Source organism: Actinacidiphila epipremni (genome assembly GCF_012034175.1).
GTDB lineage: Bacteria > Actinomycetota > Actinomycetes > Streptomycetales > Streptomycetaceae > Actinacidiphila > Actinacidiphila epipremni.
The window spans coordinates 1-21,808 of record NZ_JAATEJ010000038.1; the positions used below are offsets into that span (position 1 = coordinate 1).

The window sequence follows — 21,808 nt, forward strand, 5'->3', positions numbered from 1 at the left end:
GTCACCGGAATCACCCGCAAACCGGATGATCACACGATCCAGCCGCTTGGTCTCCTTGGCCGGTGTGCGCTGCTCGCCGAGCACATCGACGGCGACGGGCGTCTCCTGCGCGGTGCCCGTGGGCATGGGGCTGCTGACCTGGCTGGTCACGGATACGGACCTCCTTCGAGGGCGCGGCTCACCGGTCATCGTACGGCGGTAAGGTTCCCCTTCCCCGGACGTCCCGCCATTCGGGAAACACGCGTGTGACCTACCGTCCCGCATGCCGAGACGGCGTATCGTCACTCGGGACGAAAGCGCCGGTGGAAGCCCTGTACCTCAGGAGTTGAGGTACGTGAGCACTGCAAGCACCCGACGGTGATCCCCGTCACTCGGGGCCAGTCCGAGCTTCAGGAAAATGTTGCTGACGTGCTTCTCCACCGCTCCGTCGCTCACCACGAGCTGCCGCGCGACCGCCGAGTTCGTCCGCCCCTCCGCCATCAGGCCCAGGACCTCCCTTTCTCGCGGAGTGAGACTGGCGAGCACGTCCTGCTTACGGCTGCGGCCCAGCAGCTGGGCCACCACCTCGGGGTCCAGCGCGGTACCGCCCTCGGCCACCCTGACCACGGCGTCCACGAACTCGCGGACATCGGCGACCCGGTCCTTGAGCAGATAGCCGACCCCGCGGCTGCTGCCGGCGATCAGCTCCGTCGCATACTGCTCTTCCACATACTGAGACAGGACCAGTACCCCGACGCCCGGATGGTCGCGGCGCAGCTGCACCGCCGCCCGTACGCCCTCGTCGGTGTGCGTCGGCGGCATCCGCACGTCGGCCACCACGACGTCCGGCGCCGCGCCCGCCGCCGCGAGGTCGTCGACCGCCTTGAGCAGGCCGACCGCGTCGCCGACGCCCGCGACCACGTCATGGCCGCGGTCGGTCAGCAGCCGGGTCAGGCCCTCCCGCAGCAGTACCGAATCCTCGGCGATGACCACTCGCACCTTGTCCTCCACCGTTCGCGCTGCCCCGTGTCCGACTGACCTGGCCCAGCATCCCAGCAACGGCGGCCCGATGGGGAATACGGTGTGCCGTGGGCAAGGTTGCGCCCCCGGTAACCGGGTGGGTGGCCCGCCGCGACCGGTCGCGGCGGCCAGGGAGAGGAGTGCGTGTGCGCGCGGTCGGATTCGACGTCAACGGCGGCCCCGAGGTGCTGCGTCCCGTGGAGCTGCCGACGCCGGTGCCGGGCCCCGGCCAGGTGCTCCTCCAGGTCGCGTACGCGGGCGTCAACTACGGGGAGCTCCAGCACACCCTCGGCGACTTCGGCCCGCCGTCCGGCCCCGGCGGCGTCGACGTGCCGGGCCTGGAGGCCTCCGGCGTGGTCGCCGCCCTCGGCCCGGGCGTGACCGGCCTCGCGGTCGGCGACCCGGTCGCCGCGTACCTGCCGGACGGCGGCGGCTACGCCGAGTACGCCCTCGCGCCCGCCGAGTTCGCCTTCCCGCTGGACGGGATCACGCTGCGGGACGGCGGCGGCGCCGCGCTCGTGCTCACCACCGCCTACGGCGTGCTGACCGGCGCCGCCCGGCTGCGGGCCGGCGACACCGTGCTGATCCACGCCGCGGCCGGCGGTGTCGGCTCGGTCGCCGCGCAGATCGCCCGGGCGCTCGGCGCCGCCGCCGTCTTCGGCACGGTGGGCTCCGCCGAGAAGGCCGCGTACGCCAAGCGCTTCGGCTACGACGCGGTGCACCTGCGGGACGGCTTCGCCGACCGGCTGCGCGACCTGGACGTCATCCTCGACCCGGTCGGCGGCCAGACCCGGCTGCGCAGCCTCGCACTGCTCGCCCCCTTCGGCCGGCTCGCGGTCTACGGCGAGGCCGCGCGCGAGAGCGACCTCACGCTGCCGGTGCTGCCGTTCTGGAAGAGCAACCGCTCGCTGACCGGCTACAACATCGGCGACCTCGCCCGCCGCGCCCCGCGCACCGTACGCGGCCACGGCCTGTCGGCCTTCGCGCTGCTCGCCTCGGGCACGATCCGCCTCGACGTCTCCGCCGAGCTGCCGCTGGAGCGCGCGGCCGAGGCGCACGAGGTGATGCGGGCGGGCCGCAACATCGGCAAGACCCTGCTCGCGGTCGACCCGCGGCTGAGCTGAGCGGCACCCCCCCGGCCACCCCCGCCACCCCCGCCGCCCTGCCCGCCGCACGCACCGCACCCCCCGCCCCGGGAAGGGGCAGGGGGTGCGGTGCGCGAGGACGGGCCGGCTCAGGCCCGCCAGGGCAGCTCCGCCGTGATCCGGGTCGGGCCGCCCGCGGGGGAGTCCACCGCGAGCACGCCGTCCACCGAGTCCAGCCGCTCGGCCAGCCCCGCAAGGCCCGACCCCGCGGCCAGGTCCGCGCCGCCGCGCCCGTTGTCCGACACATGCAGCAGCAGCCGGTCCTCGACCTGCCACACGTCCACCGCCGCCCGCGACGCCCCGCTGTGCTTGGAGACGTTCTGCAGCAGCTCGGAGACCGTGAAGTACGCGATGCCCTCGATCGCCGGCACCGGCCGCGCCGGCAGCTCCACCGTCACCGTCACCGGGACCGTGCAGCGCGCCGCCACCGCCGACAGCGCCGGGCCGAGCCCCCGGTCGGTCAGGATCGCCGGATGGATGCCCCGGGCCAGATCCCGCAGCTCCTGCAGGGCGATCTTCACCTCGCCGTGCGCCTCCTCCACCATCGCCGCCCCCGCCCGCGGGTCCTCCAGCAGCTTCTCCTTCGCCAGCCCCAGGTCCATCGCGAGCGCCACCAGCCGGGCCTGCGCCCCGTCGTGCAGGTCCCGCTCGATCCGCCGCAGGTCCGCCGCCGCCGTGTCGAACACCACCCCGCGGTCCGACTCCAGCTCGGTGAGCCGGTCGTCCAGCCGGGAAGGACCCAGCAGCCCGGCCACCAGCATCCGGTCCACATGCGCCATCGCGCGGATCACCCACGGCCAGGCCAGCACCACCAGCGCCCCGACCACCACACTCAGCAGCAGGTCCGCCGGGGTGTGCAGCTGCCACCCGCCGTCGCCGCCGTCACCGTAGATCTGCAGGCCCTTCATGTCGGTGTAGGCCGGGAAGACCCACTGCCACAGCGGGTACGTCAGCAGCCCCCAGCCGTACGTGAACAGGCTCACCGAGACCGAGAAGCTGACGATGCCCCACGGGAAGTGCAGCAGCGCGTACATCACGTGCCGCCAGTTCACCCCGCTGCCCAGCTGCGCCCCGACCCGGGCCAGGAAGCCCTTGCCCTTGGTACGCGCCGGCCCCGGCTCGTCCACCTCCAGCCACAGCAGCGCCCGGGCCCTGGCCCGCTCGGTACGGCCGATCGCCCGGCAGCCCAGCAGCGTGAACACCAGCAGCGGCAGCCCGATGAACGTGACCAGCAGACCCGCGCTCACCGAGAGCATCGTCACGGTCCACACGAAACCGATGATCCCCATCGGCAGGTTCACCAGCGCATAGCCGAACTCCCGCCACGTCCGGGCCTCGAACGGCGCACGCAGCGCCTGCGGGACGCGGTGCGCGTCCGTCTGCGACGGGTAGTCGTACGCCATGGTGGGGACCGTCCTTTCCGCTCTCGTCGTCATGCCTCCACCTTCGCCTGCCGCGGCCCGCCGGCCCATGGTGCGGATCGGTCTGTCCGAGGTGGGGCTAGCCCTACCGGGGCCCGCCGCGGCCCCACCGGCCCTACCTGGCGTTCTGCCGGGCCCCGCCCGCCGCCGGCGCGCGGTCGCGCCACGGCAGCTCGGCCGTCACCAGCGTCGGCCCGCCGGCGGGGGAGTCCACGACGAACAGCCCGTCCACCGAGTCCAGCCGCTCGGTCAGCCCCGCGAGCCCCGAGCCCGCCGACACGTCCGCCCCGCCGCGGCCGTCGTCACGCACCTGGATCATCAGCCGGTCCGCACTGCGCCACACCTCCACCCAGGCGCGGGACGCCCGGCTGTGCTTGGAGACGTTCTGCAGCAGCTCGGAGACCGTGAAGTACGCGATGCCCTCGATCGCCTCCGCCGGCCGCGCCGGCAGGTCCACGGTGACCTCCACCGGGACCGTGCAGCGCGTCGCCACCGACGACAGCGCCGCGTCCAGCCCGCGGTCGGTCAGGATCGCCGGGTGGATGCCGCGCGCGAGGTCCCGCAGCTCCTGGAGGGCGATCTTCACCTCGCCGTGCGCCTCGTCCACCATCTTCGCCGCCGCCTCCGGGTCCTCCAGCAGCTTCTCCCGCGCCAGGCCCAGATCCATCGCGAGCGCCACCAGCCGGGCCTGCGCCCCGTCGTGCAGATCCCGCTCGATCCGCCGCAGGTCCGCCGCCGCGGTGTCCACCACGACCCCGCGGTCCGACTCCAGCTCCGCGATCCGCCGCTCCAGCTCGTCCGACGGCTGCAGCAGCCCGCGCACCAGCGCCCGGTCCACCGACGACAGGCCGCGGGCCAGGAACGGCAGCACCGGCCACGCCACGAACAGCGACGTCAGCGTCACCGAGAAGGTGAAGATCCCCCACGGCAGCCGGATGAACAGATACAGCGCCGACCGCCACGCCACCGGGTCCTTCAGCGCCACCCACAGCCACTGCATGAAGCCGAACGTGCTCGGCCGCAGCGGACGCGGCGTTTCCACCCGCACCCCCAGCAGCGACCGCGCCAGCGCCCGCTCCGCCGAGCCCACGAGCCGGCAGCCGACCAGCCCGAACGCCAGCAGCGGCAACCCGACCACGGTCACCGTCAGCCCCGCGCCGAGCGACAGCGTCGTCACCACGTAGACGAATCCGATGATCCCCATCGGGAGGTTGAGCAGCAGGAAGAGGATCTCCTTCCACGTCGCGGCGCCGAAGGCGAAGCGCGGCGGGGGAAGGGGGGCGCTGTCGGCCGGCGGGACGCGGCCGGCGGCACCGGTCGCGGAGTGTGGCGAGGCATTCATGCCCCCAGCCTGCCGGGCCGGTGGCCGGTCGCGCCATGGGGAAGGTGGGCCCGGCCGGGGTGGGGTTATCCCCCGCTGTCCGGCAGGTGGGATCCGGCGGGAGGTGCAGAACAAGCCAGGGCCTAGACTCCCTCCGTATAGATCGGCTAAAGATCCCCCGGATCGCTGGACAGCACCGGCCGATGAGTGAACGAGTGGACGAGGAAACGAGGGGCGGACGGACGTGGACTACTTCCACGGCTACTCGGTCGTCGGCCTGGTCGCGGTCGTCGGTGTGCTCTTCGTCTCCGTCGCCTTCGCGTCCGGCCGCCTGCTGCGGCCGGTCGTGCCGACGCCGGAGAAGATGCTCACCTACGAGTGCGGGGTCGACCCGGTCGGCGGCGACTGGGCGCACACCCAGATCCGGTACTACGTGTACGCGTTCCTCTATGTGATCTTCGCCGTGGACGCGATCTTCCTCTTCCCCTGGGCGACGGTCTTCGACGCCCCCGGCTTCGGCGCGACGACGCTCGTGGAGATGTTCGTCTTCATCGGCTTCCTGGCGGTCGGGCTGCTCTACGCGTGGAAGAAGGGCGTCCTCGAATGGACCTGACCCCGCCGCCGTCCGAGGGCGCCGCCACCGAGGCAGCCGGGGCCGCCGGGGCCGCCGGGGCTCCCGAGGCCCCGCAGCGCCTGCCCGAGCCGCGCCGGCTCGGCCCGCTCGCCCGGCTCGCGCCCGAGCCCATGAAGGTCGTCCTCAACTGGGGCCGCCGCTACAGCCTGTGGGTCTTCAACTTCGGCCTGGCCTGCTGCGCCATCGAGTTCATCGCCGCGTCCATGGCCCGGCACGACTTCATCCGCCTCGGCGTGATCCCCTTCGCGCCGGGTCCGCGGCAGGCCGACCTCATGGTCGTCTCCGGCACCGTGACCGACAAGATGGCGCCGGCCGTCAAGCGGCTGTACGAGCAGATGCCCGAGCCGAAGTACGTCATCTCCTTCGGCGCCTGCTCCAACTGCGGCGGGCCCTACTGGGACTCGTACTCCGTCACCAAGGGCGTCGACCAGATCATCCCGGTGGACGTCTACGTGCCCGGCTGCCCGCCGCGGCCCGAGGCGCTGCTCCAGGGCATCCTCAAGCTCCAGGAGAAGATCGCCCGCGAGTCGACGAGCGAGCGGTACGCGCCCGCCAGGCCGTCCGCCCGCGCGCTGACCGGCGGGCTCGTGACGCCGCCGGCTGCCGACGGTGACCGGTGACCGGGTGGCTGCCGCGGGAGGCCGCGGAGATCTTCGGCGAGGGCGCGACCGCCGAGGAGGCGTACGACCTGCTCACCGTGGACGTGCCCGCGTCCGCGTGGGTCGCGGCGCTCACCGCCGCCCGTGACGGGCTCGGCTGCACCTTCTTCGACTGGCTGAGCGCCGTCGACGAGCCCGGCACCGGCTTCCGGGTGTGCGCGCACCTGGTCTCGCTGTGCGACGGCCCGTACGGCGGGCCCGTCAAGCGGCTGCTGCTGCGGACGACCGTGCCGCACGAGGCGCCCGCGCTGGACAGCGCGACCGGCGTCTTCGCCGGCGCGGCCTGGCACGAGCGCGAGACCCACGAGATGTTCGGCGTCGCCTTCACCGGGCACCCCGGCCTCGCACCGCTGCTGCTGCCCGTGGAGTTCGAGGGGCACCCGCTGCGCAAGGACTTCGTGCTGGCCGCCCGGGTCGCCAAGGCGTGGCCCGGCGCGAAGGAGCCGGGCGAGTCGCACGACGGCGGGCCCAAGCGGCGCCAGATGCTGCCGCCGGGGGTGCCGGACCCGAACGAGTGGGGCCCGCTCAAGGGCCAGCTCCCGCCGGCCCCCGCCCGCCCGGCCCGCCCGGCCCGCACCCCGCGCGCCGCGGGCCCGGCCGGCGAGCGCCCGCCGCGCCGCACCCGCAGCGCGAGCGACGGCTCCGCGAGCCAGACCCGCCCGGCCCCCACCACCCCGGACGCCCCCTGGCAACGCCCGACCCCGGAACCGCCGGCCGAGCCTCCTGCCGAGCCGAAACCGCCGACTGAGCCGAAGCCGCCGGCCGCCGAGCCCCCCGCCGAGCCGAAGCCGGCCGCGGAGCCGAAGCCGCAGGACCCGCCCGTACCGAACGACCCGCCCGCGGAAGGAGGCGACGAGACGTGAACGACGCGCTCGACGTCGTGCTGCGGCTGGTCGCCGTCCTCGTCGTCTTCCTGGTCTTCCCGCTGCTGGTCGGGCAGACCGAGCACAAGGTCATGGCGCACATGCAGGGCCGGCTCGGCCCGATGTACGCCGGCGGCTTCCACGGCTGGGCCCAGCTCGTCGCGGACGGCGTGAAGTTCGCCCAGAAAGAGGACATCGTCCCGGCCGACGCCGACCGCCGGGTCTTCCAGCTCGCCCCCGCGGTCGCGCTGCTGCCCTACCTGCTGGTGCTCATCGCCATCCCGGTCGGCCCGCGCGGCTTCGTCGGCGAGACCGTCGACGCCGGCCTGATCTTCGTGCTCGCCGTCATGGGCATCGGCGTCCTCGGCTCGCTCATGGCCGGCTGGGCCTCGGCCAACAAGTTCTCCCTGCTCGGCGGCCTGCGCACCGCCGCCCAGCTGATGGCGTACGAGCTGCCCATGCTGCTCGCCGCCGCCTCCGTCGCGATGGCCGCCGGCACCCTGTCGCTGCCCGGCATCGTCGCGGGCTACCACTGGTGGTGGACGCTGTGGCAGCTCGTCGGCGGCCTGGTCTTCTTCACCGCCGGCCTCGCCGAACTCCAGCGCCCGCCCTTCGACATGCCGGTCGCCGACTCCGAGATCATCTTCGGCGCCTACACCGAATACACCGGGCTGCGCTTCGCGCTGTTCCTGCTCGCCGAATACGCCGGGATCGTCGTGCTGTGCGCGCTGACCACGGTCCTCTTCCTCGGCGGCTGGCACGGCCCCTGGTCCGGCAGCGCCGGCTGGGTGTGGACGCTGCTCAAGACCGCCGTCCTCGCCTTCGTCGTCATCTGGCTGCGGGTCAGCTACCCGCGGCTGCGCGAGGACCAGCTGCAGAAGCTCGCCTGGACCGTCCTGATCCCGCTCGCCCTCGCCCAGATCGCCCTGACCGGCGTCGTGAAGGTGGTGACCTCCTAAGCCATGGCACCCTCCGTCGGCATCCCCGGCTCCGGCCTCGCCAAAGGACTGGCCGTCACCTTGCGCACCATGACCCGGCGCTCGGTCACCGCGCAGTATCCGGACGCGCAGCCCGACTTGCCGCCGCGCAGCCGCGGCGTCATCGCGCTGTTCGAGGAGAACTGCACGGTGTGCATGCTGTGCGCCCGCGAGTGCCCCGACTGGTGCATCTACATCGACTCCCACAAGGAGACCGCCCCGCCGGCCGCCCCTGGTGGCCGCGAGCGCAGCCGGAACGTCCTGGACCGTTTCGCCATCGACTTCTCCCTGTGCTTGTACTGCGGTATCTGTATCGAGGTGTGCCCCTTCGACGCGCTGTTCTGGTCCCCGGAGTTCGAGTACGCGGAAACGGACATCCTGGACCTGACGCACGAGCGCGACAAGCTCCGCGAGTGGATGTGGACCGTCCCCCCGCCGCCCGCCCTCGACCCCGCGGCGGAGGAGCCCAAGGAGCTCGCCGCCGCCCGCAAGGCCGCCGAGAAGGCCGCCCGCGAGGCAGGTCCGGGCCCCGGCCCCGCCGCCGCGGGTCCCGACTCCCCGGGCGGGGCCGGCGCGTGAACGTTGCCGCCGCTCACCCCGGCTTCCTGTCCCCGACCGGCGTGGAGATCACCTTCGTGCTCGTCGGCCTCGCCACCCTCGGCGCGGCCGTGCTGACCGTCACCACCCGGCAGCTCGTGCACGCCGCCCTGTGGCTGGTCGTCGCGCTCGGCGGCCTGGCCGTGGAGTATCTGCTGCTCACCGCGGAGTTCATCGCGTGGGTGCAGGTGCTGATCTACGTCGGCTCCGTCGTCGTGCTCCTGCTGTTCGGCCTGATGCTCACCAAGGCGCCCATCGGCCGCTCGCCCGACGCCGATTCGGAGAACCGCCCGGTCGCCCTGGCCGTCGCGGTCGTCGCCGCGGCGGCCCTGGTCTGGGTCGTCGTGGATGCCTTCCGCACCACCTGGATCAACCTGCACGGCGCCGTCCAGGGCTCCTCCCGCGCCACCGGCGAAAGCCTCTTCCGGCACTGGGTGCTGCCCTTCGAGGCGCTGTCGGTGCTGCTGCTGGCCGCGCTGGTCGGCGCGATCGTCCTCTCCCGCCGCGAAACCGCGGAGCCCGCGCAGACCGCAGAGCCCGCGCAGACCACCGGGAGCGCTGGCGCCGCCCGGCCCGGCGGCGGCACCGGCACCGGCCCCACCCGCGCCGCAGGCGCCGCCGGCAAGGAGCGCGACTGATGCACCTCGCCTATCCCGCCGTCCTGGCCGCCCTCCTGTTCTGCGTCGGCCTGTACGGCGTACTCGCCCGGCGCAACGCGATCCTCGTCCTGATGTCCGTCGAGCTGATGCTCAACGCCGTCAACCTCAACCTGGTCGCCTTCGACGTGTGGCTGCGCGACTCGCTGCACGCCGGCCAGGCCCTCACCCTCTTCACCATCACCATCGCCGCCGCCGAGATCGGCCTGGGCCTGGCCATCGTGCTGCTGGTCTTCCGGCACCGCGGCAGCTCCGACATCGACCGGCTCACCGGCCTCGCCGAACCCCGCCCCGGCGCGGGACCGCAGCCGCCCGACGCTTCGTCCCAGGCCGCCGTACCGCCCCAGGGCGGCGGCGACGAGAAGGCAGAGGCCACCGCGTGACCCTGACCGCCCTTGCCGCGCTCGTCCCCCTGCTGCCCTTCCTGGGCGCGGTCGCCGGACTGCTGCTCGGCCGGCGCGCCCCCGGCTTCGTCCGCCCGCTCGCCGTGCTGCCGACCGCGACGTCCTTCGTGCTCGCCGCCGTCACCGCCGCCCGGCAGGGCACCGGCGCCCCGACCGACGCCGCGCACCGGCTGACCCCGACCGGCTCCGTACCGATCGACATCGCCCTGCACCTGGACGGCTTCGCCGTCCTGATCGCCGTCCTCGTCGGCCTCGTCGCGACCTGCGTGCAGCTCTACTCCGTCTCCTATCTGCGCCACGACCCGCGCTACCCCTCGTACGCGGCCCTGGTGTCGCTGTTCACCTCGGCGATGCTGCTGGTCGTCTACAGCGGCGACCTCATGGTGCTGCTCGTCGGCTGGGAAGTGATGGGCATCTGCTCCTACTTCCTGGTCGGCCACTACTGGGAGACCGAGACCGCCCGCGCCGCCTCGATCAAGGCGTTCCTGGTCACCAAGCTCGGCGACGTCCCCTTCCTGATCGGGATCTTCGCGCTCGCCCACGACGCGCACACCTTCCGGATCGACGGCATCCTCGACGCCGCCGCCCACGGGCAGCTGCACCACCCGACCGTCACCGCGCTGCTGCTGCTCGCCGGCGTCGCCGGCAAGTCCGCGCAGTTCCCGCTGCACACCTGGCTGCCCGACGCGATGGCCGGCCCCACCCCCGTCTCCGCCCTGATCCACGCCGCCACCATGGTCGCGGCCGGCATCTACCTGGTGGCGCGGCTGCTGCCGGTCTTCACCGCCTCCGCCGCCGCGCTCGCGGTGCTCGCCGCGATGGCCGCCGTGACGATGGTCGGCTCGGGCCTGGCCGCCCTCGCCCAGGACGACATCAAGCGCGTGCTCGCCTACTCCACGATCGGCCAGCTCGGCTACATGGCCGGCGCCCTGGCCGTCGGCAACCGCGACGCCGCCGTCTTCCACCTGCTCTCGCACGGCGCCTTCAAGGCGCTGCTGTTCCTCGGCGCCGGCGTCGTCATCCACGCCGCCGGCACCAACTCGCTCACCGCGATGTCCCGCATGGGCTCGCTCGCCAAGCGCGTCCCCGACGCCCTGTGGACGATGGGCCTGGCGCTCGCCGCGCTCGCCGCCCTGCCGCCGCTTTCCGGCTTCTTCTCCAAGGAGTCGGTGCTGCGCGCCGCCGAGCACGCCGCCTCCGGCGACACCGCGCACGTCCCCTCCGCCGTCGGCTGGACGGTGCTCGCCGCCGGCCTGCTCACCGCGCTGCTCACCGCCGGATACGCCACCCGGCTCTTCCTGCTGGCCTTCCGCGGCAGCGGCCCCGACACCCCCGACCACGGCCGCCAGCCCGCCGCCATGACCGGCGTGCTGTGGGTGCTGGCCGTCCCCACCGTCGCCTTCGGCGGCCTGGCCTACCGCGAGCTGCCCGACTGGTTCGGCGGCGCCCCGCTCGGCCCGACCCTGCTCACCTCCGTGCTCGGCACCGCCCTGGCCCTCGCCGGCGTCGCGATCACCTACGCCGTCTGGTCCGCGGGCACCGCGACCCGGCGGGCCGTACCCGCCGGGGCCGTCGTCTCCACCGAGCCCGGCATCGAGCCCGCGCTCGTCGAGGCCGAGACGATCGCCGGGCACGAGGAGATCTACGGCGACATCGGCGCCGCCGACGACCCCGCCGACCCCGGCCGGAGACTGCTGGGCCCGCTGCACCCGCTCGCCGCGCACGGCTTCCGCCTCGACGCCCTCTACGCCGCGCTCTTCGTCCGCCCGGTCCTCGCCGCCGCCTCCCTCGTCCGCCTGCTGGACCGCGACGTCATCGAGACATACGTCCGCGGCGCGGCCGGCGCCCCCGGGCTGCTCGGCGCCGCCGTCCGCCGGGCCCAGAACGGCAACGTCCAGACCTACCTCAGCGCGCTGCTGGCCGGTGCCGTGGTGCTCGCCGTCCTCGTCGCCGTCGGAGGCTGAGAACCCAGTGAACGACACCGCACTCCAGTACGTCCTCGCGGCGACCGTCGCGCTGCCGCTGCTCGGCGCGGCCGGCGCTCTGCTGCCCGCGCCCCCGGGACTGCGGGGCCGCAGCCCCGACCAGGCCGTCCTGCGGCACGGCGTCACCGTCACCGGCGCCGTGCTGATCCTCGCGATCGTGCTGGCGGCCGGCTTCGACCACGACCACCCCGCGCGGATGCAGGGCACCACGGACCTGAGCTGGATCCCCGCGCTGCGGATCCACCTCCACCTCGGCGTCGACGGCATCTCGCTCCCCCTTCTCGTGCTGACCGCGCTGCTGACGTTCCTGTGCGCGCTCTACTCGTACTTCCACCTGCCGGCCGGCGGCTCGGCGAAGAGCTTCGTGGCGCTGCTGCTCCTGCTGGAGACGGGCACGCTCGCCACCTTCGCCGTCCTCGACCTGATGCTGTTCTTCCTGGCCTTCGAGACCGTGCTGATCCCGATGTACTTCCTGATCGCCCGCTGGGGCGGCGGCGACCGGGAACGCTCGGCCCTGCGCTTCATCGTCTACACACTCCTCGGCTCCGTGGTCATGCTGCTCGGCCTGCTCCTGATCGGGATCAAAGCGGGCACATTCGACATGGTGGCACTCGCCACTGACAACGGGTCACACCTCGGTCACTCCACGCAGCTGATCGCGGTCCTCGCCATCGGCCTGGGCCTGGCCGTCAAGGCCCCGATGTGGCCGCTGCACAGCTGGCTCCCCGACGCCCACACCGCCGCCCCCACCGCCGGATCGGTGCTGCTCGCGGGCGTCCTGCTGAAGATGGGCACCTACGGCCTGGTCCGCATCGTGCTGCCCGACACGCCGGACGGCATACAGACCTTCGCGCCCTACCTCGCCGCCTTCGCCGTCGTCGGGATCGTCTACGGGTCGCTCGCCTGCCTCCAGCTCGCCCGGCAGGGCAACGGCGGCGACCTCAAGCGCCTCATCGCCTACTCCTCCGTCGGCCACATGGGCTTCGTGCTGCTCGGCATCGCCTCCCTCAACCCCACCGGCGTCAACGGCGCCCTGTTCGCCAACATCGCGCACGGCCTGATCACCGGCCTGCTCTTCTTCCTCGTCGGCGCCGTCAAGGACCGCTACGGCTCCTCCGACCTCGACCAGCTCGCCGGCCGCACCGGCGCCGCCCTCTACGGCCGCGCCCCGCGCCTGGGCGGCCTGCTCGCCTTCGCCGCCGTCGCCTCCCTCGGCCTGCCGGGCCTGGCCGGCTTCTGGGGCGAGATGCTCGCGATGTTCGGCTCCTTCGACCCCGCCGCCGGCCTCAGCCGCCCCGCGTACCTGACCTTCACCGCCGTCGCCGCCTTCGGCACCCTGCTGACCGCCGGCTACCTGCTCACCGTCGTCCGCCGGATCTGCATGGGCGACAAGGACACCGCCGAGCTCACCCCCGCGCTCCCCGACGTGCGCGGATACGAGTTCGCCGCCTGGACGCCGCTGGCCGCCCTCACCGTCGTGGCCGGCCTGTGGCCCGCGGCCCTGCTCGGGCTCACCGACCCCGCCGTACGCTCCCTGCTCGGAGGCCACTGATGGCAGCCGCCACGCCGCCCGCCGCCCTCCCGCAGGCCGCGGCGCTCACGCAGTCCGTCGACTGGGTCGCGCTCACCCCCGTCGTCATCCCGGCCGCGCTCGCCGTCGCCGTGCTGGTCGCCGACCTCTTCCTGCCGCGCGGCAGGAAGGTGCTGCTCGGCTGGCTCAGCGCCGCCGGGCTGCTCGCCGCCGCGCTCACCCTCATCCCGCTGCGCGACGGCCACCGCAGCACCTTCTGCCAGAAGGCGGGCGGCTGCTCCTACGCCGCCGACCACTTCACCCTCGTCGTCCAGGCCCTCGTGCTCGGCGGCGCGCTGCTGACCGTCCTGCTGTCCATCAGCGCCGTCGGCGGGACGGACGAGGGGGCCGGGCGCATGCCGGCCGGCGAATACTGGTTCCTGCTGCTGTCGTCCGCCGCCGGCGCCGCCCTGCTGCCCGCCTCCCGCGACCTTGCCACGCTGATCGTCGCCCTGGAGGTGACGACGCTGCCCGCCTTCGCGCTCGTCGGCCTGCGCCGCGAGGACCGGCTCTCCAGCGAGGCCGCCCTCAAGTTCTTCCTCACCTCGGTGACCGCCACCGCCGTCTCCCTGCTCGGCATCAGCTTCGTCTACGCGGCCACCGGCACCCTCAACCTCTCCCAGGTCGCCGCCGGCCTCACCCACACCCCCGACCAGCTGCACACCCTCGCCAAGGCGGGCGTCGCCCTGACCCTCGTCGGCTTCGCCTTCAAGCTCGCCGTCGCGCCCTTCCACTTCTGGGTGCCCGACACGTACGCGGGCGCGCCGCTGCCGGTCGCCGCGTACCTGTCCGTCGTCGGCAAGGCCGCGGGCTTCTCCGGGCTTATCCTCGTGACCGTCGTCGCGTTCCGCCCGTACACCCACGTGTGGGGCCCGGCGATCGGGGTGCTGGCCGCGCTCACCATGACCGTCGGCAACGTCGGCGCCCTGCGGCAGCGGCCCGGCGTGCCCCGCGGCGCCGTACGCCTGCTGGCGTGGTCCTCGATCGGCCAGGCGGGCTACCTGCTGGTCCCGATGGCCGCCGCCGCGTCCGCCGGCGACCCGGCGCACGAGATCGGCACGACGGTCGCGTACGCGCTGATGTACGCCGTGGTGAACCTCGGCGCGTTCGCCGCCGTCGCCCTCGTCGAGCGCACCGCCCCGCACAGCCGGCTCGCCGACTACCGCGGCCTGTACGCCCGCCGGCCGGCCGCCGCGCTCGCCCTCGCCTTCTTCCTGCTGTGCCTGGCCGGGCTGCCGCCCGGCGTCATCGGGCTGTTCGCGAAGGTCGCCGTCTTCTCCTCCGCGGTGGGGGAGCAGCACGGCTGGCTCGCGGTGATCATGGCCGTCAACGTCGTCGTCGCGCTCGTGTACTACCTGCGCTGGACGGCGCTGCTCTTCGCCCGCGCACCCGAGGGCGCCCAGGCGCCGGACGCCGCCGGCGCCGCCGCGGCCCGTACCCCGCTCGCCCTGACCGCCGCCCTGGCGCTGACCGCCGCGGCCGGCGTCGCGCTGTCCGGCGCCCCGCAGCTCGTGCTGCGCTACGCCCAGGGCACGCTGCTCTGAGGGCACCCTGCTCTGACACCGGCCGGCCACCCGCCTGACGCGCGCACGTACGCGTAGCGGGGCCGGGCGCGGGTAATTGCACAAGGGAACTAGCGCCGCCCCGGTGGCGTTGAGCAGCACAGAAGGATTTCCTGAGGGGAAAGGAATCCCTGGGCACACGGGACGGTTTCCCCACGGCAGACAGCAGATTCTGGAGGGCGCACGTGCACCGCCGGCACAACGGGTTGAAGACGGCCGTACTCCTCGGCGGTCTGTCCGCACTCATCCTGGTCATCGGCAGCTTCTTCGGCCGGACGGGTCTCATCGTGGCGCTCGTCATCGCCGTGGGCACCAACGCGTACGCGTACTGGAACAGCGACAAGCTGGCGTTGCGCTCGATGCGCGCCCGCCCGGTCAGCGAGATCGAGGCGCCGGCGCTCTACCGCATCGTCCGCGAGCTGTCGACGACGGCCCGCCAGCCCATGCCGCGGCTGTACATCTCGCCGACCGAGGCGCCCAACGCCTTCGCGACCGGCCGCAACCCGCGCAACGCGGCGGTGTGCTGCACCGAGGGCATCATGCAGATCCTCGACGAGCGCGAGCTGCGCGGCGTCATCGGCCACGAGCTGAGCCATGTCTACAACCGCGACATCCTCATCTCCTCGGTGGCCGGCGCGCTCGCCTCCGTGGTGATGTTCCTGGTCAACTTCGCGTGGCTGATCCCCGTCGGCCGCTCCGACGACGACGAGGGCCCCGGCATCATCGGCCTGCTGCTCACGATGATCCTCGGCCCGCTCGCCGCCTCCCTCATCCAGCTGGCCGTCTCCCGCTCCCGCGAGTACGAGGCCGACGCGTCCGGCGCCCGCCTCACCGGCGACCCGCTCGCCCTCGCCTCGGCGCTGCGCAAGCTCGACGCGGGCACCAAGCAGCTGCCGCTGCGGCCCGAGCCGCGGCTGGAGACCACCAGCCACCTGATGATCGCCAACCCCTTCCGGCCGCAGGACGCGTCGAAGCTGTTCTCCACGCACCCGCCCATGGCGCAGCGCATCGCGCGCCTGGAGGAGATGGCCGGCGGGCGCTGAGCGCTGCCGCCGCAGGTTCGTGGGGGCCCGGGAGGGCGTCAGCGCAGGGCGAAGTCGCCCTCGTCGGACGGCACGATCTCGCGGCCCAGCGGCATCAGGGAGATCGGGATGAGCTTGAGGTTCGCCCAGCCGAACGGGATGCCGATGATCGACAGGAACAGCGGGATGCTCGTGACGAGGTGCCCGAGCGCCAGCCACACCCCCGCGAAGACCAGCCAGATCACATTGCCGACCAGCGACGGCGCCCCGGCGTCCGCCCGCTGCACCGTCGTCCGCCCGAAGGGCCACAGCACGTACCCCGCGATCCGCAGCGAGGCGATGCCGAAGGGGATCGTGACGATCAGCACGAAGCAGATCAGGGCCGCCACGACGTAGGCGAGGGCCATCCAGATCCCGACGAAGACCAGCCACAGCACGTTCAGTACGAGTCGCAACACATCCATGGCCTGCACCTTTCCAGGTCCGCCCGGCTCCGCGCCCTGTGCGCCTGTGCACCCTCTGCGTCCAGTATCGGGCCGCCGCCCGGCCGGGGGAAACGGGCGCGGGACGGCTGCCCCGGCCCTGCGTACAGGGCGGCTGGCGTGGTGGCCGCAGGTGGCTGGTGGGGTGGCTGGTTCCTGGCGGTCGTGGAGTGGTACGGCCGCGGCGCCCGCAGCGCGCCGGTGGGCCGTACGACGGGCGTCGTCACCCCACTGTGACCGGTCCGGGCCCTGGTCAGGCGGCTGGCGACTGCTACCCTCGCGTGCGGAGGTGCACGGTTGTGAAGGGTCACGCGCTCAGCAGCCAGGCCGCGGGCGCGGGAATGCCCCCCGGCCTCGCCGGCTACGCCGCGTATCTGCTCCGCCGCGCCTATGTGCTGGCCAACCGCTGCGCACCGGACTTCGACGAGGCCGCGGAGGGCGCCGGCAGCGCCCGCGACTTCCAGGTCCTCGACGCGCTCGGCGAGCCCGGGGCCGCGTACTCCCAGCAGGACCTCGGCGACCGGCTCGGCATCAACCGCACCACCATGGTCAAGCTCATCGACCGCTTCGAGGCCGCCGGCCAGGTCGTCAGGACCCGCAACCCCGACGACCGGCGCTCGTACCTGCTGGCGCTCACCGAGGAGGGCCGGGCCGCCCTCAAGGCGATGGATCCGGCCATCTCGGCGGCCGACGACAAGCTCACGGCGGGCCTGAGCCCGGCCGAGCGGGAACGCCTCGGCGTGCTGCTGGCGGCGCTGCTCGGCCGCACTGCCCCGCCGGGGGCTGCATCGGGGGCGTCCGGGCCCGCAGCCGCCCCCGCGCCGGACCTCGCCGCCCCCGCGCCGGACGCCGCCGTGCCGGGCCCGTACCGGCGTACCGGCGCGCTCATCACGCAGGCCCACCACCTCGTACGCCACCGTATCGAGGCCGCCCTCGCCGACAGCGGCCTGCAGGCCCGGCACTTCGGCGCCCTGACGGTGCTGGCCGAGGGCGCCTGCTCGCAGCAGCAGCTCGCCCGGCGGCTGGCCATCAGCGAGCAGGCCGTGCTCCAGGTGGTCGACGACCTGGAGCACGCCGGCCATGTCGCGCGCGACCGCGACCCCGCCGACCGCCGCCGCTACGCCCTGCGGATCACCGACCGCGGCCACGCCGCCCTGCGCTCGGCCCGCGCGGTCGTCGAGGCGACGGAGGCGGAGCTGGGCACGACGCTGGGCGAGCAGGGCCGGGCGGAACTTGCCGGGCTGCTGGGGACGTTGCTGGCGACCGCGCCGTAGCATTCGGCCCAACGCAGCCGAGACGTCAAGGAGACGGCCATGGGCACTCTGCAGGTCGGCGACAAGGCACCGGACTTCACGCTCCCGGACCAGACGGGGAAGAAGGTCACCCTCAGCGAGGTCCTGGCCGAGAAGGTCGTGGTCCTCTACTTCTACCCCAAGGACAACACGCGCGGCTGCACCGCCGAGGCGTGCAGCTTCCGCGACTCCTACGAGAACTTCGCCGACGCCGGCGCCGAGGTGATCGGCGTCAGCTCCGACACCGTCGCCTCCCACGAGACGTTCGCCGGCCGCAACGCGCTGCCGTTCGTCCTGTTGTCGGACGCCGGCCGGGTGGTGCGCCGCCAGTACGGCGCCGCGTCGCTGGGCCTGGTGCCGGGCCGGGTCACCTTCGTGATCGACCGCGACGGCACCGTCCGGCACGTCTTCTCCTCGGTGCTCAACATCGGCCCGCACATCGAGGAGGCGCTGAAGGTCGTACGCGAGCTGCACGCCGCGTGAGGCGGCGGAGTGAAGCGGTGGAGTGAAGCGCCCGCAAAGAGTTGCTAAGGGCAACGCATACGCCGATTGACGGTTAAAGAGGCTGACGATACGGTCGACGCGATGGTCCACGCCGGGCGCGGTGCGTGCCCGGGCTGCCTGTGATGAGGGAGATGTGTGATGACCACACCGCGTCAGCCGAGTGAGAGCGGCGATCTGCTGATGATGTACGCCTTCCACGACGGACTGCGGCGCGATGTGGCCGCCGTCGCCAAGTCCGCCGCCGTCGCCGGTGACGACCCGCAGCGCCTGACCGTCACCCACTTCGGCTGGGACCTCTTCAAGCGCTTCCTCGTCATCCACCACACCGCCGAGGACGAGATCCTCTGGCCCCGGATGCGCGAACTCCTCGACGGCGACCGCTCCGGCGACCTGGAGCTGCTCGACGCCATGGAGGAGGAGCACGACACCATCGACCCGCTGATCGCCGCGATCGACGCCGCGCTCGCCGACGTCGAGGGCGGCCACGCCGGCCTCGGCGACACGGTGGACGCCTTCGCGACCGCCCTCAACGCCCACCTCTCGCACGAGGAGGGCGACGCTCTGCCGCTGATGTCCCGCGAACTGCCCAGGACCGACTGGCTCCGGTTCGCCGACTCCCAGCGCAACGGCGTCGGCCAGGGCCTCGCCCCGCGCTACGTCCCCTGGCTCCTGGACGGCGCGACCCCCGAACGGACGGACCAGATCCTCGGACTCTTCCCTCCGCCGGTGGTCGCGCAGTACCGCAACGCCTGGGGCAAGCAGTACGCGGAGCTCAACCCCTGGGCGACCGGCTACGGCAGGGCCTGAGCCCCTGCCGTCCGCCCGACGCGAGAGGGCCGGCCGAGGTGCCCGCGCACCCGGCCGGCCCTCCCGCGGTATCCGCCCCCGCGCCCCGTACGCCGTTCAGCGGTAGTTGACGAACTGCAGCGCGAAGTCCAGGTCCTTTCCCTTCAGCAGCGCCTGCACCGCCTGGAGGTCGTCCCGGCTCTTCGACGTCACCCGCAGCTCGTCCCCCTGCACCTGCGCCTTGACGCCCTTGGGCCCCTCGTCCCGGATGATCTTCGCGACCTTCTTGGCGTTGTCCTGCGAGATCCCCTCCTGGAGCGAGGCGAAGATCTTGTACTCCTTGCCGGACGGCTGGGGCTCCCCCGCGTCCAGCGCCTTGAGCGAGATCCCGCGCTTGACCAGCTTCGTCTCGAAGACGTCCAGGATCGCCTTGACGCGCTCCTCGGAGTTCGCCTCCATGAGGACCTTGTCCCCCGACCAGGAGATCGACGCCCCGACGTTCTTGAAGTCGTAGCGCTGCTGGATCTCCTTCGCGGCCTGGTTGAGGGCGTTGTCGACCTCCTGCCGCTCGACCTTCGAGACGATGTCGAAACTGGAGTCGGCCATCTTCAGTGGGCTCCTTGGTGTGTTCCATCGGCGTTCGACCGGCGTTCGACCGGTCTCTCACTTCTCCACGGCCCGTCACCGAACCGTCCGCCACCAAGCCTAGCCACCGCCCCCCACCCGCCGCGCCGACCAATCCCCTGATCAATCCGGTGGCGAACCACCCCCACGCATCAGGTATCGTTTACGTCGTCGCCCCGGCCCCCCGCCTCCCGCGGACCGAGCCCACGGCGTCATCCCATGGCGGTATGCCCGAGTGGCCAATGGGAGCGGACTGTAAATCCGTCGGCTTAGCCTACCGTGGTTCGAATCCACGTGCCGCCACATGGTGAAGGGCCCCTGACCAGCGCTTATGCTGGGCAGGGGCCCTTTCTGGTTGTGTGGGGCGGTGGTTGTGTCGGCGCCGCCGGACGCTGCTCTTTGAAGTGGGCGGCCGGGGTTGCCGGGGCCGGAGCTTCGCCGGCAGCGCGGGGCTTCGATGTGAGCTGGTGCCGACTCGGCCTCGTCCTGCTGCATGGTACGAGCACGCCGCCGGGCGGGCGGTGCCCGCCATGGCGCTGTGGGACCTGTTCGCCCTCGCCAACTTCCACCACTCCGTGGAGACATGGCTCCCGAACCACCACGACCTCGGCTGGACCGACGCTCGCCTCGGGGCACCGGTCCGCAGCGAGGGCACCCGGCGCGGCCTAGGACCGGGGGACCGGGTGGTTACGGCTGAGGTCCGAGGTGGTGGGCGGGGCGGATGCCGATAGTGGGGGGATGCGTTCTTCAGCGGCCCGCGTGAGCCGGGCGGTACCTGGCGGGGCGGCGTATCTGGCCGCGCTGTTCGTCGACGCGCTCGGGTCGGGGCTGTACCTGCCGCTGACGCTGGTGTTCATCCGGGACGTCACCGGGCTGTCCGCGACGGCGGTCGGGCTCGGCGTCACCGTCGCGGCCGGCGTCGGGCTCGCGGCGAACCCGGTGGCCGGCGTCCTCGTCGACCGCTTCGGGGCCCGTACGGTTCTGGTCGGGACGTACGTGCTTCGCGCGGTCGGCTTCGCGCTCTACCCCGTCGTCGGGAGCTTCGCCGCACTCGTCGCCGTCGCCGCGCTGATCGCGGTCGGCGACCGCGCGTACTACCCGGCCGCCTCCGGCTACACCGCCGCCGTCGCCGAGGGAGCGGAACGCGACCGGCTCTACGCGCTCGTCGCCATGGCCCGCAACGTCGGCTTCGGCGCCGGCGGGCTGCTGTCGGCGGCGGCACTCGCGCTGGCCGGCACGCACGGCTTCGGGCTGCTGGCCGCCGTCAACGCCGCGAGCTTCCTCGCCGCCGCCGGGTGCCTCGCCCTCGCCGCGCCAAGTACCGCCGTGCCCCCGCGCGCGCCCACCGTGAAGAAGCCCGCCGCCGCGCCGCGCGGCGGCTACCGGGCCGTCCTCGCCGACCGGCCCTTCCTCTCCCTCGTCGCCGCCGAACAGGCCTTCACCCTCGCCCACTCCGTGCTCCCGGTCGCCCTGCCCCTCTACGCCGTGACCGTCCTCGACGCCCCGCCGGCCGTCCTCGGCATCCTCTACACCCTCACACCGCACTGCTCGTCGTGACCCAGCTCCCCGTCCGCCGCCTCCAGGCCGGGGCCCGCCGCACCCACGCGCTGGCCCTCGGCGGCGCCGTCTTCGCGCTGTCCTGCGGCGCGTACGCGGCCGTCGCCCGGCTGCCGCACGGGGCCTGGCAGATCGCCGGCCTGGTCGCCGCGACCCTCGTCTACACCGCCGGCGAGCTCCTGCACACCGCCCCGTCCGCCGCGCTCGCCGCCTCCGCCGCGCCGGCCCACATCCGCGGACGCTACCTCGCCGTCCACCAGCTGACCTGGGCCGTCGCCGCGATCATCGCCCCGGCCGGCTTCTCCGCCCTCCTCGACACCGCCGGCTGGCTCCTCTGGGCCGCCCTCGGCGCCCTCCTGCTCCTGGCCTGCGCCGCGGTCCTCCGCCTCGCCGGCCGGCTGCCCACCGAAGCGGTCTCCCCGGCTGCCCGCCCCCGCCGGCCGGTGGCCGACCCGGTGTGAGCGCGCGGCTGCGCCCGGCGCCCAGGAGAGTCAGAAGAGCCGGGCCGGCGGGTCGTCGTCGAGGTCGGGAAGGGTGTCCTGCCAGGCGTCGGCTTCGGAGAGCGGCATCTGGCGCATGCTGCCCGGGCACAGCACGAGGGAGCGGCGGTCCGTCTTGTGGTCGTGGACGACGCCGTAGCCGGAGCGGCGCGTCGGCACGAGGGCGACGGGACGGCCGCAGCTCGGGCAGTGGATTCTCGGGGCGCGCATATTTACCAGGGTGCCTGAGATCGGCGGGGAGAGGCGTG

The 21,808-nt window shown here is 73.4% G+C and carries 23 protein-coding genes and 1 tRNA gene; 18 read left to right on the forward strand and 6 right to left on the reverse strand.

Going from position 1 to position 21,808, the window contains the following annotated elements:
* Window positions 1-318 precede the first annotated feature (318 nt).
* Window positions 319-978, reverse strand: a complete 660-nt coding sequence (locus HCN08_RS31960) for a LuxR C-terminal-related transcriptional regulator (RefSeq protein WP_167986821.1) — start codon at window positions 976-978, stop codon at window positions 319-321.
* A 167-nt stretch (window positions 979-1,145) separates the two neighbouring features.
* Here HCN08_RS31960 and HCN08_RS31965 point away from each other — a divergent pair, with 167 nt between their 5' ends.
* Entirely contained in the window at window positions 1,146-2,123 is a 978-nt protein-coding gene (locus HCN08_RS31965; RefSeq protein ID WP_167986822.1) for a quinone oxidoreductase family protein, read from the forward strand.
* A 110-nt stretch (window positions 2,124-2,233) separates the two neighbouring features.
* Here the strand turns inward: HCN08_RS31965 and HCN08_RS31970 are convergent, their stop codons facing one another.
* Together HCN08_RS31970 and HCN08_RS31975 are read right to left on the reverse strand one after the other, a co-directional pair.
* On the reverse strand, window positions 2,234-3,580 hold the full coding sequence (locus HCN08_RS31970; RefSeq protein WP_167986823.1) for a sensor histidine kinase: 1,347 nt from the start codon (window positions 3,578-3,580) through the stop codon (window positions 2,234-2,236).
* A gap of 100 nt (window positions 3,581-3,680) precedes the next feature.
* The gene (locus tag HCN08_RS31975) at window positions 3,681-4,907 is read right to left on the reverse strand and encodes a sensor histidine kinase (RefSeq protein WP_167986824.1); all 1,227 of its coding nucleotides are present in this window, start codon (window positions 4,905-4,907) and stop codon (window positions 3,681-3,683) included.
* A 223-nt stretch (window positions 4,908-5,130) separates the two neighbouring features.
* Between HCN08_RS31975 and HCN08_RS31980 the strand changes: the two genes are divergently transcribed.
* From HCN08_RS31980 to htpX, 11 genes are all read left to right on the forward strand, one after another.
* Window positions 5,131-5,499: an NADH-quinone oxidoreductase subunit A gene (locus HCN08_RS31980; RefSeq protein WP_167986825.1), complete on the forward strand. Its 369-nt coding sequence runs from the start codon at window positions 5,131-5,133 to the stop codon at window positions 5,497-5,499.
* The gene (locus tag HCN08_RS31985) at window positions 5,490-6,140 is read left to right on the forward strand and encodes an NADH-quinone oxidoreductase subunit B (RefSeq protein WP_167986826.1); all 651 of its coding nucleotides are present in this window, start codon (window positions 5,490-5,492) and stop codon (window positions 6,138-6,140) included. Before HCN08_RS31980 ends, HCN08_RS31985 begins: the two co-directional genes overlap by 10 nt.
* On the forward strand, window positions 6,137-7,042 hold the full coding sequence (locus HCN08_RS31990; RefSeq protein ID WP_167986827.1) for an NADH-quinone oxidoreductase subunit C: 906 nt from the start codon (window positions 6,137-6,139) through the stop codon (window positions 7,040-7,042). The genes HCN08_RS31985 and HCN08_RS31990 overlap by 4 nt, the downstream gene beginning before the upstream one ends.
* Window positions 7,039-8,001: an NADH-quinone oxidoreductase subunit NuoH gene (nuoH, locus tag HCN08_RS31995; RefSeq protein WP_167986828.1), complete on the forward strand. Its 963-nt coding sequence runs from the start codon at window positions 7,039-7,041 to the stop codon at window positions 7,999-8,001. Before HCN08_RS31990 ends, nuoH begins: the two co-directional genes overlap by 4 nt.
* A 3-nt stretch (window positions 8,002-8,004) precedes the next feature.
* The gene (locus tag HCN08_RS32000; RefSeq protein WP_167986829.1) at window positions 8,005-8,598 is read left to right on the forward strand and encodes a NuoI/complex I 23 kDa subunit family protein; all 594 of its coding nucleotides are present in this window, start codon (window positions 8,005-8,007) and stop codon (window positions 8,596-8,598) included.
* Window positions 8,595-9,254 (forward strand): NADH-quinone oxidoreductase subunit J family protein, encoded by a 660-nt coding sequence (locus tag HCN08_RS32005; protein WP_167986830.1) that lies wholly within the window; start codon window positions 8,595-8,597, stop codon window positions 9,252-9,254. Before HCN08_RS32000 ends, HCN08_RS32005 begins: the two co-directional genes overlap by 4 nt.
* A complete protein-coding gene (nuoK, locus tag HCN08_RS32010) occupies window positions 9,254-9,655 on the forward strand; it encodes an NADH-quinone oxidoreductase subunit NuoK (protein ID WP_167986831.1) in 402 nt (133 codons plus the stop codon). The genes HCN08_RS32005 and nuoK overlap by 1 nt, the downstream gene beginning before the upstream one ends.
* A complete protein-coding gene (locus tag HCN08_RS32015; protein WP_167986832.1) occupies window positions 9,652-11,640 on the forward strand; it encodes an NADH-quinone oxidoreductase subunit 5 family protein in 1,989 nt (662 codons plus the stop codon). Before nuoK ends, HCN08_RS32015 begins: the two co-directional genes overlap by 4 nt.
* Window positions 11,641-11,647: 7 nt before the next feature.
* Window positions 11,648-13,213, forward strand: a complete 1,566-nt coding sequence (locus tag HCN08_RS32020) for a complex I subunit 4 family protein (protein ID WP_167986833.1) — start codon at window positions 11,648-11,650, stop codon at window positions 13,211-13,213.
* Window positions 13,213-14,775, forward strand: a complete 1,563-nt coding sequence (locus HCN08_RS32025; RefSeq protein WP_167986834.1) for an NADH-quinone oxidoreductase subunit N — start codon at window positions 13,213-13,215, stop codon at window positions 14,773-14,775. The genes HCN08_RS32020 and HCN08_RS32025 overlap by 1 nt, the downstream gene beginning before the upstream one ends.
* Before the next feature lie 203 nt (window positions 14,776-14,978).
* Window positions 14,979-15,836, forward strand: coding sequence for a zinc metalloprotease HtpX (htpX, locus tag HCN08_RS32030; RefSeq protein ID WP_167986835.1), 858 nt, complete (start codon window positions 14,979-14,981; stop codon window positions 15,834-15,836).
* A 38-nt stretch (window positions 15,837-15,874) separates the two neighbouring features.
* Here the strand turns inward: htpX and HCN08_RS32035 are convergent, their stop codons facing one another.
* The gene (locus HCN08_RS32035) at window positions 15,875-16,279 is read right to left on the reverse strand and encodes a YccF domain-containing protein (protein WP_167986836.1); all 405 of its coding nucleotides are present in this window, start codon (window positions 16,277-16,279) and stop codon (window positions 15,875-15,877) included.
* 317 nt (window positions 16,280-16,596) lie between these two features.
* Between HCN08_RS32035 and HCN08_RS32040 the strand changes: the two genes are divergently transcribed.
* The 3 genes from HCN08_RS32040 (at window position 16,597) to HCN08_RS32050 (ending at window position 18,900) form a co-directional block, all read left to right on the forward strand.
* Window positions 16,597-17,571 (forward strand): MarR family winged helix-turn-helix transcriptional regulator, encoded by a 975-nt coding sequence (locus HCN08_RS32040; RefSeq protein WP_167986837.1) that lies wholly within the window; start codon window positions 16,597-16,599, stop codon window positions 17,569-17,571.
* A 39-nt stretch (window positions 17,572-17,610) separates the two neighbouring features.
* Window positions 17,611-18,072 carry a peroxiredoxin gene (locus HCN08_RS32045; protein WP_167986838.1) on the forward strand — a complete coding sequence of 154 codons (462 nt, stop codon included), beginning with the start codon at window positions 17,611-17,613 and terminating at the stop codon, window positions 18,070-18,072.
* Between the two features lie 159 nt (window positions 18,073-18,231).
* Window positions 18,232-18,900 carry a hemerythrin domain-containing protein gene (locus tag HCN08_RS32050; protein WP_167986839.1) on the forward strand — a complete coding sequence of 223 codons (669 nt, stop codon included), beginning with the start codon at window positions 18,232-18,234 and terminating at the stop codon, window positions 18,898-18,900.
* Window positions 18,901-18,996: 96 nt separating this feature from the next.
* Here HCN08_RS32050 and HCN08_RS32055 read toward each other — a convergent pair whose 3' ends face one another.
* The gene (locus HCN08_RS32055) at window positions 18,997-19,485 is read right to left on the reverse strand and encodes a YajQ family cyclic di-GMP-binding protein (protein ID WP_167986840.1); all 489 of its coding nucleotides are present in this window, start codon (window positions 19,483-19,485) and stop codon (window positions 18,997-18,999) included.
* A gap of 239 nt (window positions 19,486-19,724) precedes the next feature.
* On the opposite strand from HCN08_RS32055, the gene HCN08_RS32060 reads away from it, so the two are divergent.
* From HCN08_RS32060 to HCN08_RS32070, 3 genes are all read left to right on the forward strand, one after another.
* Window positions 19,725-19,806, forward strand: a tRNA-Tyr gene (locus HCN08_RS32060).
* Between the two features lie 435 nt (window positions 19,807-20,241).
* Window positions 20,242-21,060 (forward strand): MFS transporter, encoded by an 819-nt coding sequence (locus tag HCN08_RS32065; RefSeq protein WP_167986841.1) that lies wholly within the window; start codon window positions 20,242-20,244, stop codon window positions 21,058-21,060.
* Window positions 21,057-21,521: an MFS transporter gene (locus HCN08_RS32070; RefSeq protein WP_167986842.1), complete on the forward strand. Its 465-nt coding sequence runs from the start codon at window positions 21,057-21,059 to the stop codon at window positions 21,519-21,521. Before HCN08_RS32065 ends, HCN08_RS32070 begins: the two co-directional genes overlap by 4 nt.
* A gap of 30 nt (window positions 21,522-21,551) precedes the next feature.
* On the opposite strand, the gene HCN08_RS32075 is transcribed toward HCN08_RS32070, so the two are convergent.
* A complete protein-coding gene (locus tag HCN08_RS32075; RefSeq protein WP_167986843.1) occupies window positions 21,552-21,770 on the reverse strand; it encodes a hypothetical protein in 219 nt (72 codons plus the stop codon).
* Window positions 21,771-21,808 lie beyond the last annotated feature (38 nt).

Excerpts from the sequence above, each read along its gene's own strand:
- HCN08_RS31970 (WP_167986823.1), bottom strand. The coding sequence starts at position 3,580 with ATGACGACGAGAGCGGAAAGGACGGTCCCCACCATGGCGTACGACTAC.
- HCN08_RS31975 (WP_167986824.1), bottom strand. The coding sequence starts at position 4,907 with ATGAATGCCTCGCCACACTCCGCGACCGGTGCCGCCGGCCGCGTCCCG.
- HCN08_RS31985 (WP_167986826.1), top strand. The coding sequence starts at position 5,490 with ATGGACCTGACCCCGCCGCCGTCCGAGGGCGCCGCCACCGAGGCAGCC.
- HCN08_RS32000 (WP_167986829.1), top strand. The coding sequence starts at position 8,005 with ATGGCACCCTCCGTCGGCATCCCCGGCTCCGGCCTCGCCAAAGGACTG.
- nuoK (WP_167986831.1), top strand. The coding sequence starts at position 9,254 with ATGCACCTCGCCTATCCCGCCGTCCTGGCCGCCCTCCTGTTCTGCGTC.
- HCN08_RS32025 (WP_167986834.1), top strand. The coding sequence starts at position 13,213 with ATGGCAGCCGCCACGCCGCCCGCCGCCCTCCCGCAGGCCGCGGCGCTC.
- HCN08_RS32035 (WP_167986836.1), bottom strand. The coding sequence starts at position 16,279 with ATGGATGTGTTGCGACTCGTACTGAACGTGCTGTGGCTGGTCTTCGTC.
- HCN08_RS32045 (WP_167986838.1), top strand. The coding sequence starts at position 17,611 with ATGGGCACTCTGCAGGTCGGCGACAAGGCACCGGACTTCACGCTCCCG.
- HCN08_RS32050 (WP_167986839.1), top strand. The coding sequence starts at position 18,232 with ATGACCACACCGCGTCAGCCGAGTGAGAGCGGCGATCTGCTGATGATG.
- HCN08_RS32055 (WP_167986840.1), bottom strand. The coding sequence starts at position 19,485 with ATGGCCGACTCCAGTTTCGACATCGTCTCGAAGGTCGAGCGGCAGGAG.
- HCN08_RS32065 (WP_167986841.1), top strand. The coding sequence starts at position 20,242 with ATGCGTTCTTCAGCGGCCCGCGTGAGCCGGGCGGTACCTGGCGGGGCG.
- HCN08_RS32075 (WP_167986843.1), bottom strand. The coding sequence starts at position 21,770 with ATGCGCGCCCCGAGAATCCACTGCCCGAGCTGCGGCCGTCCCGTCGCC.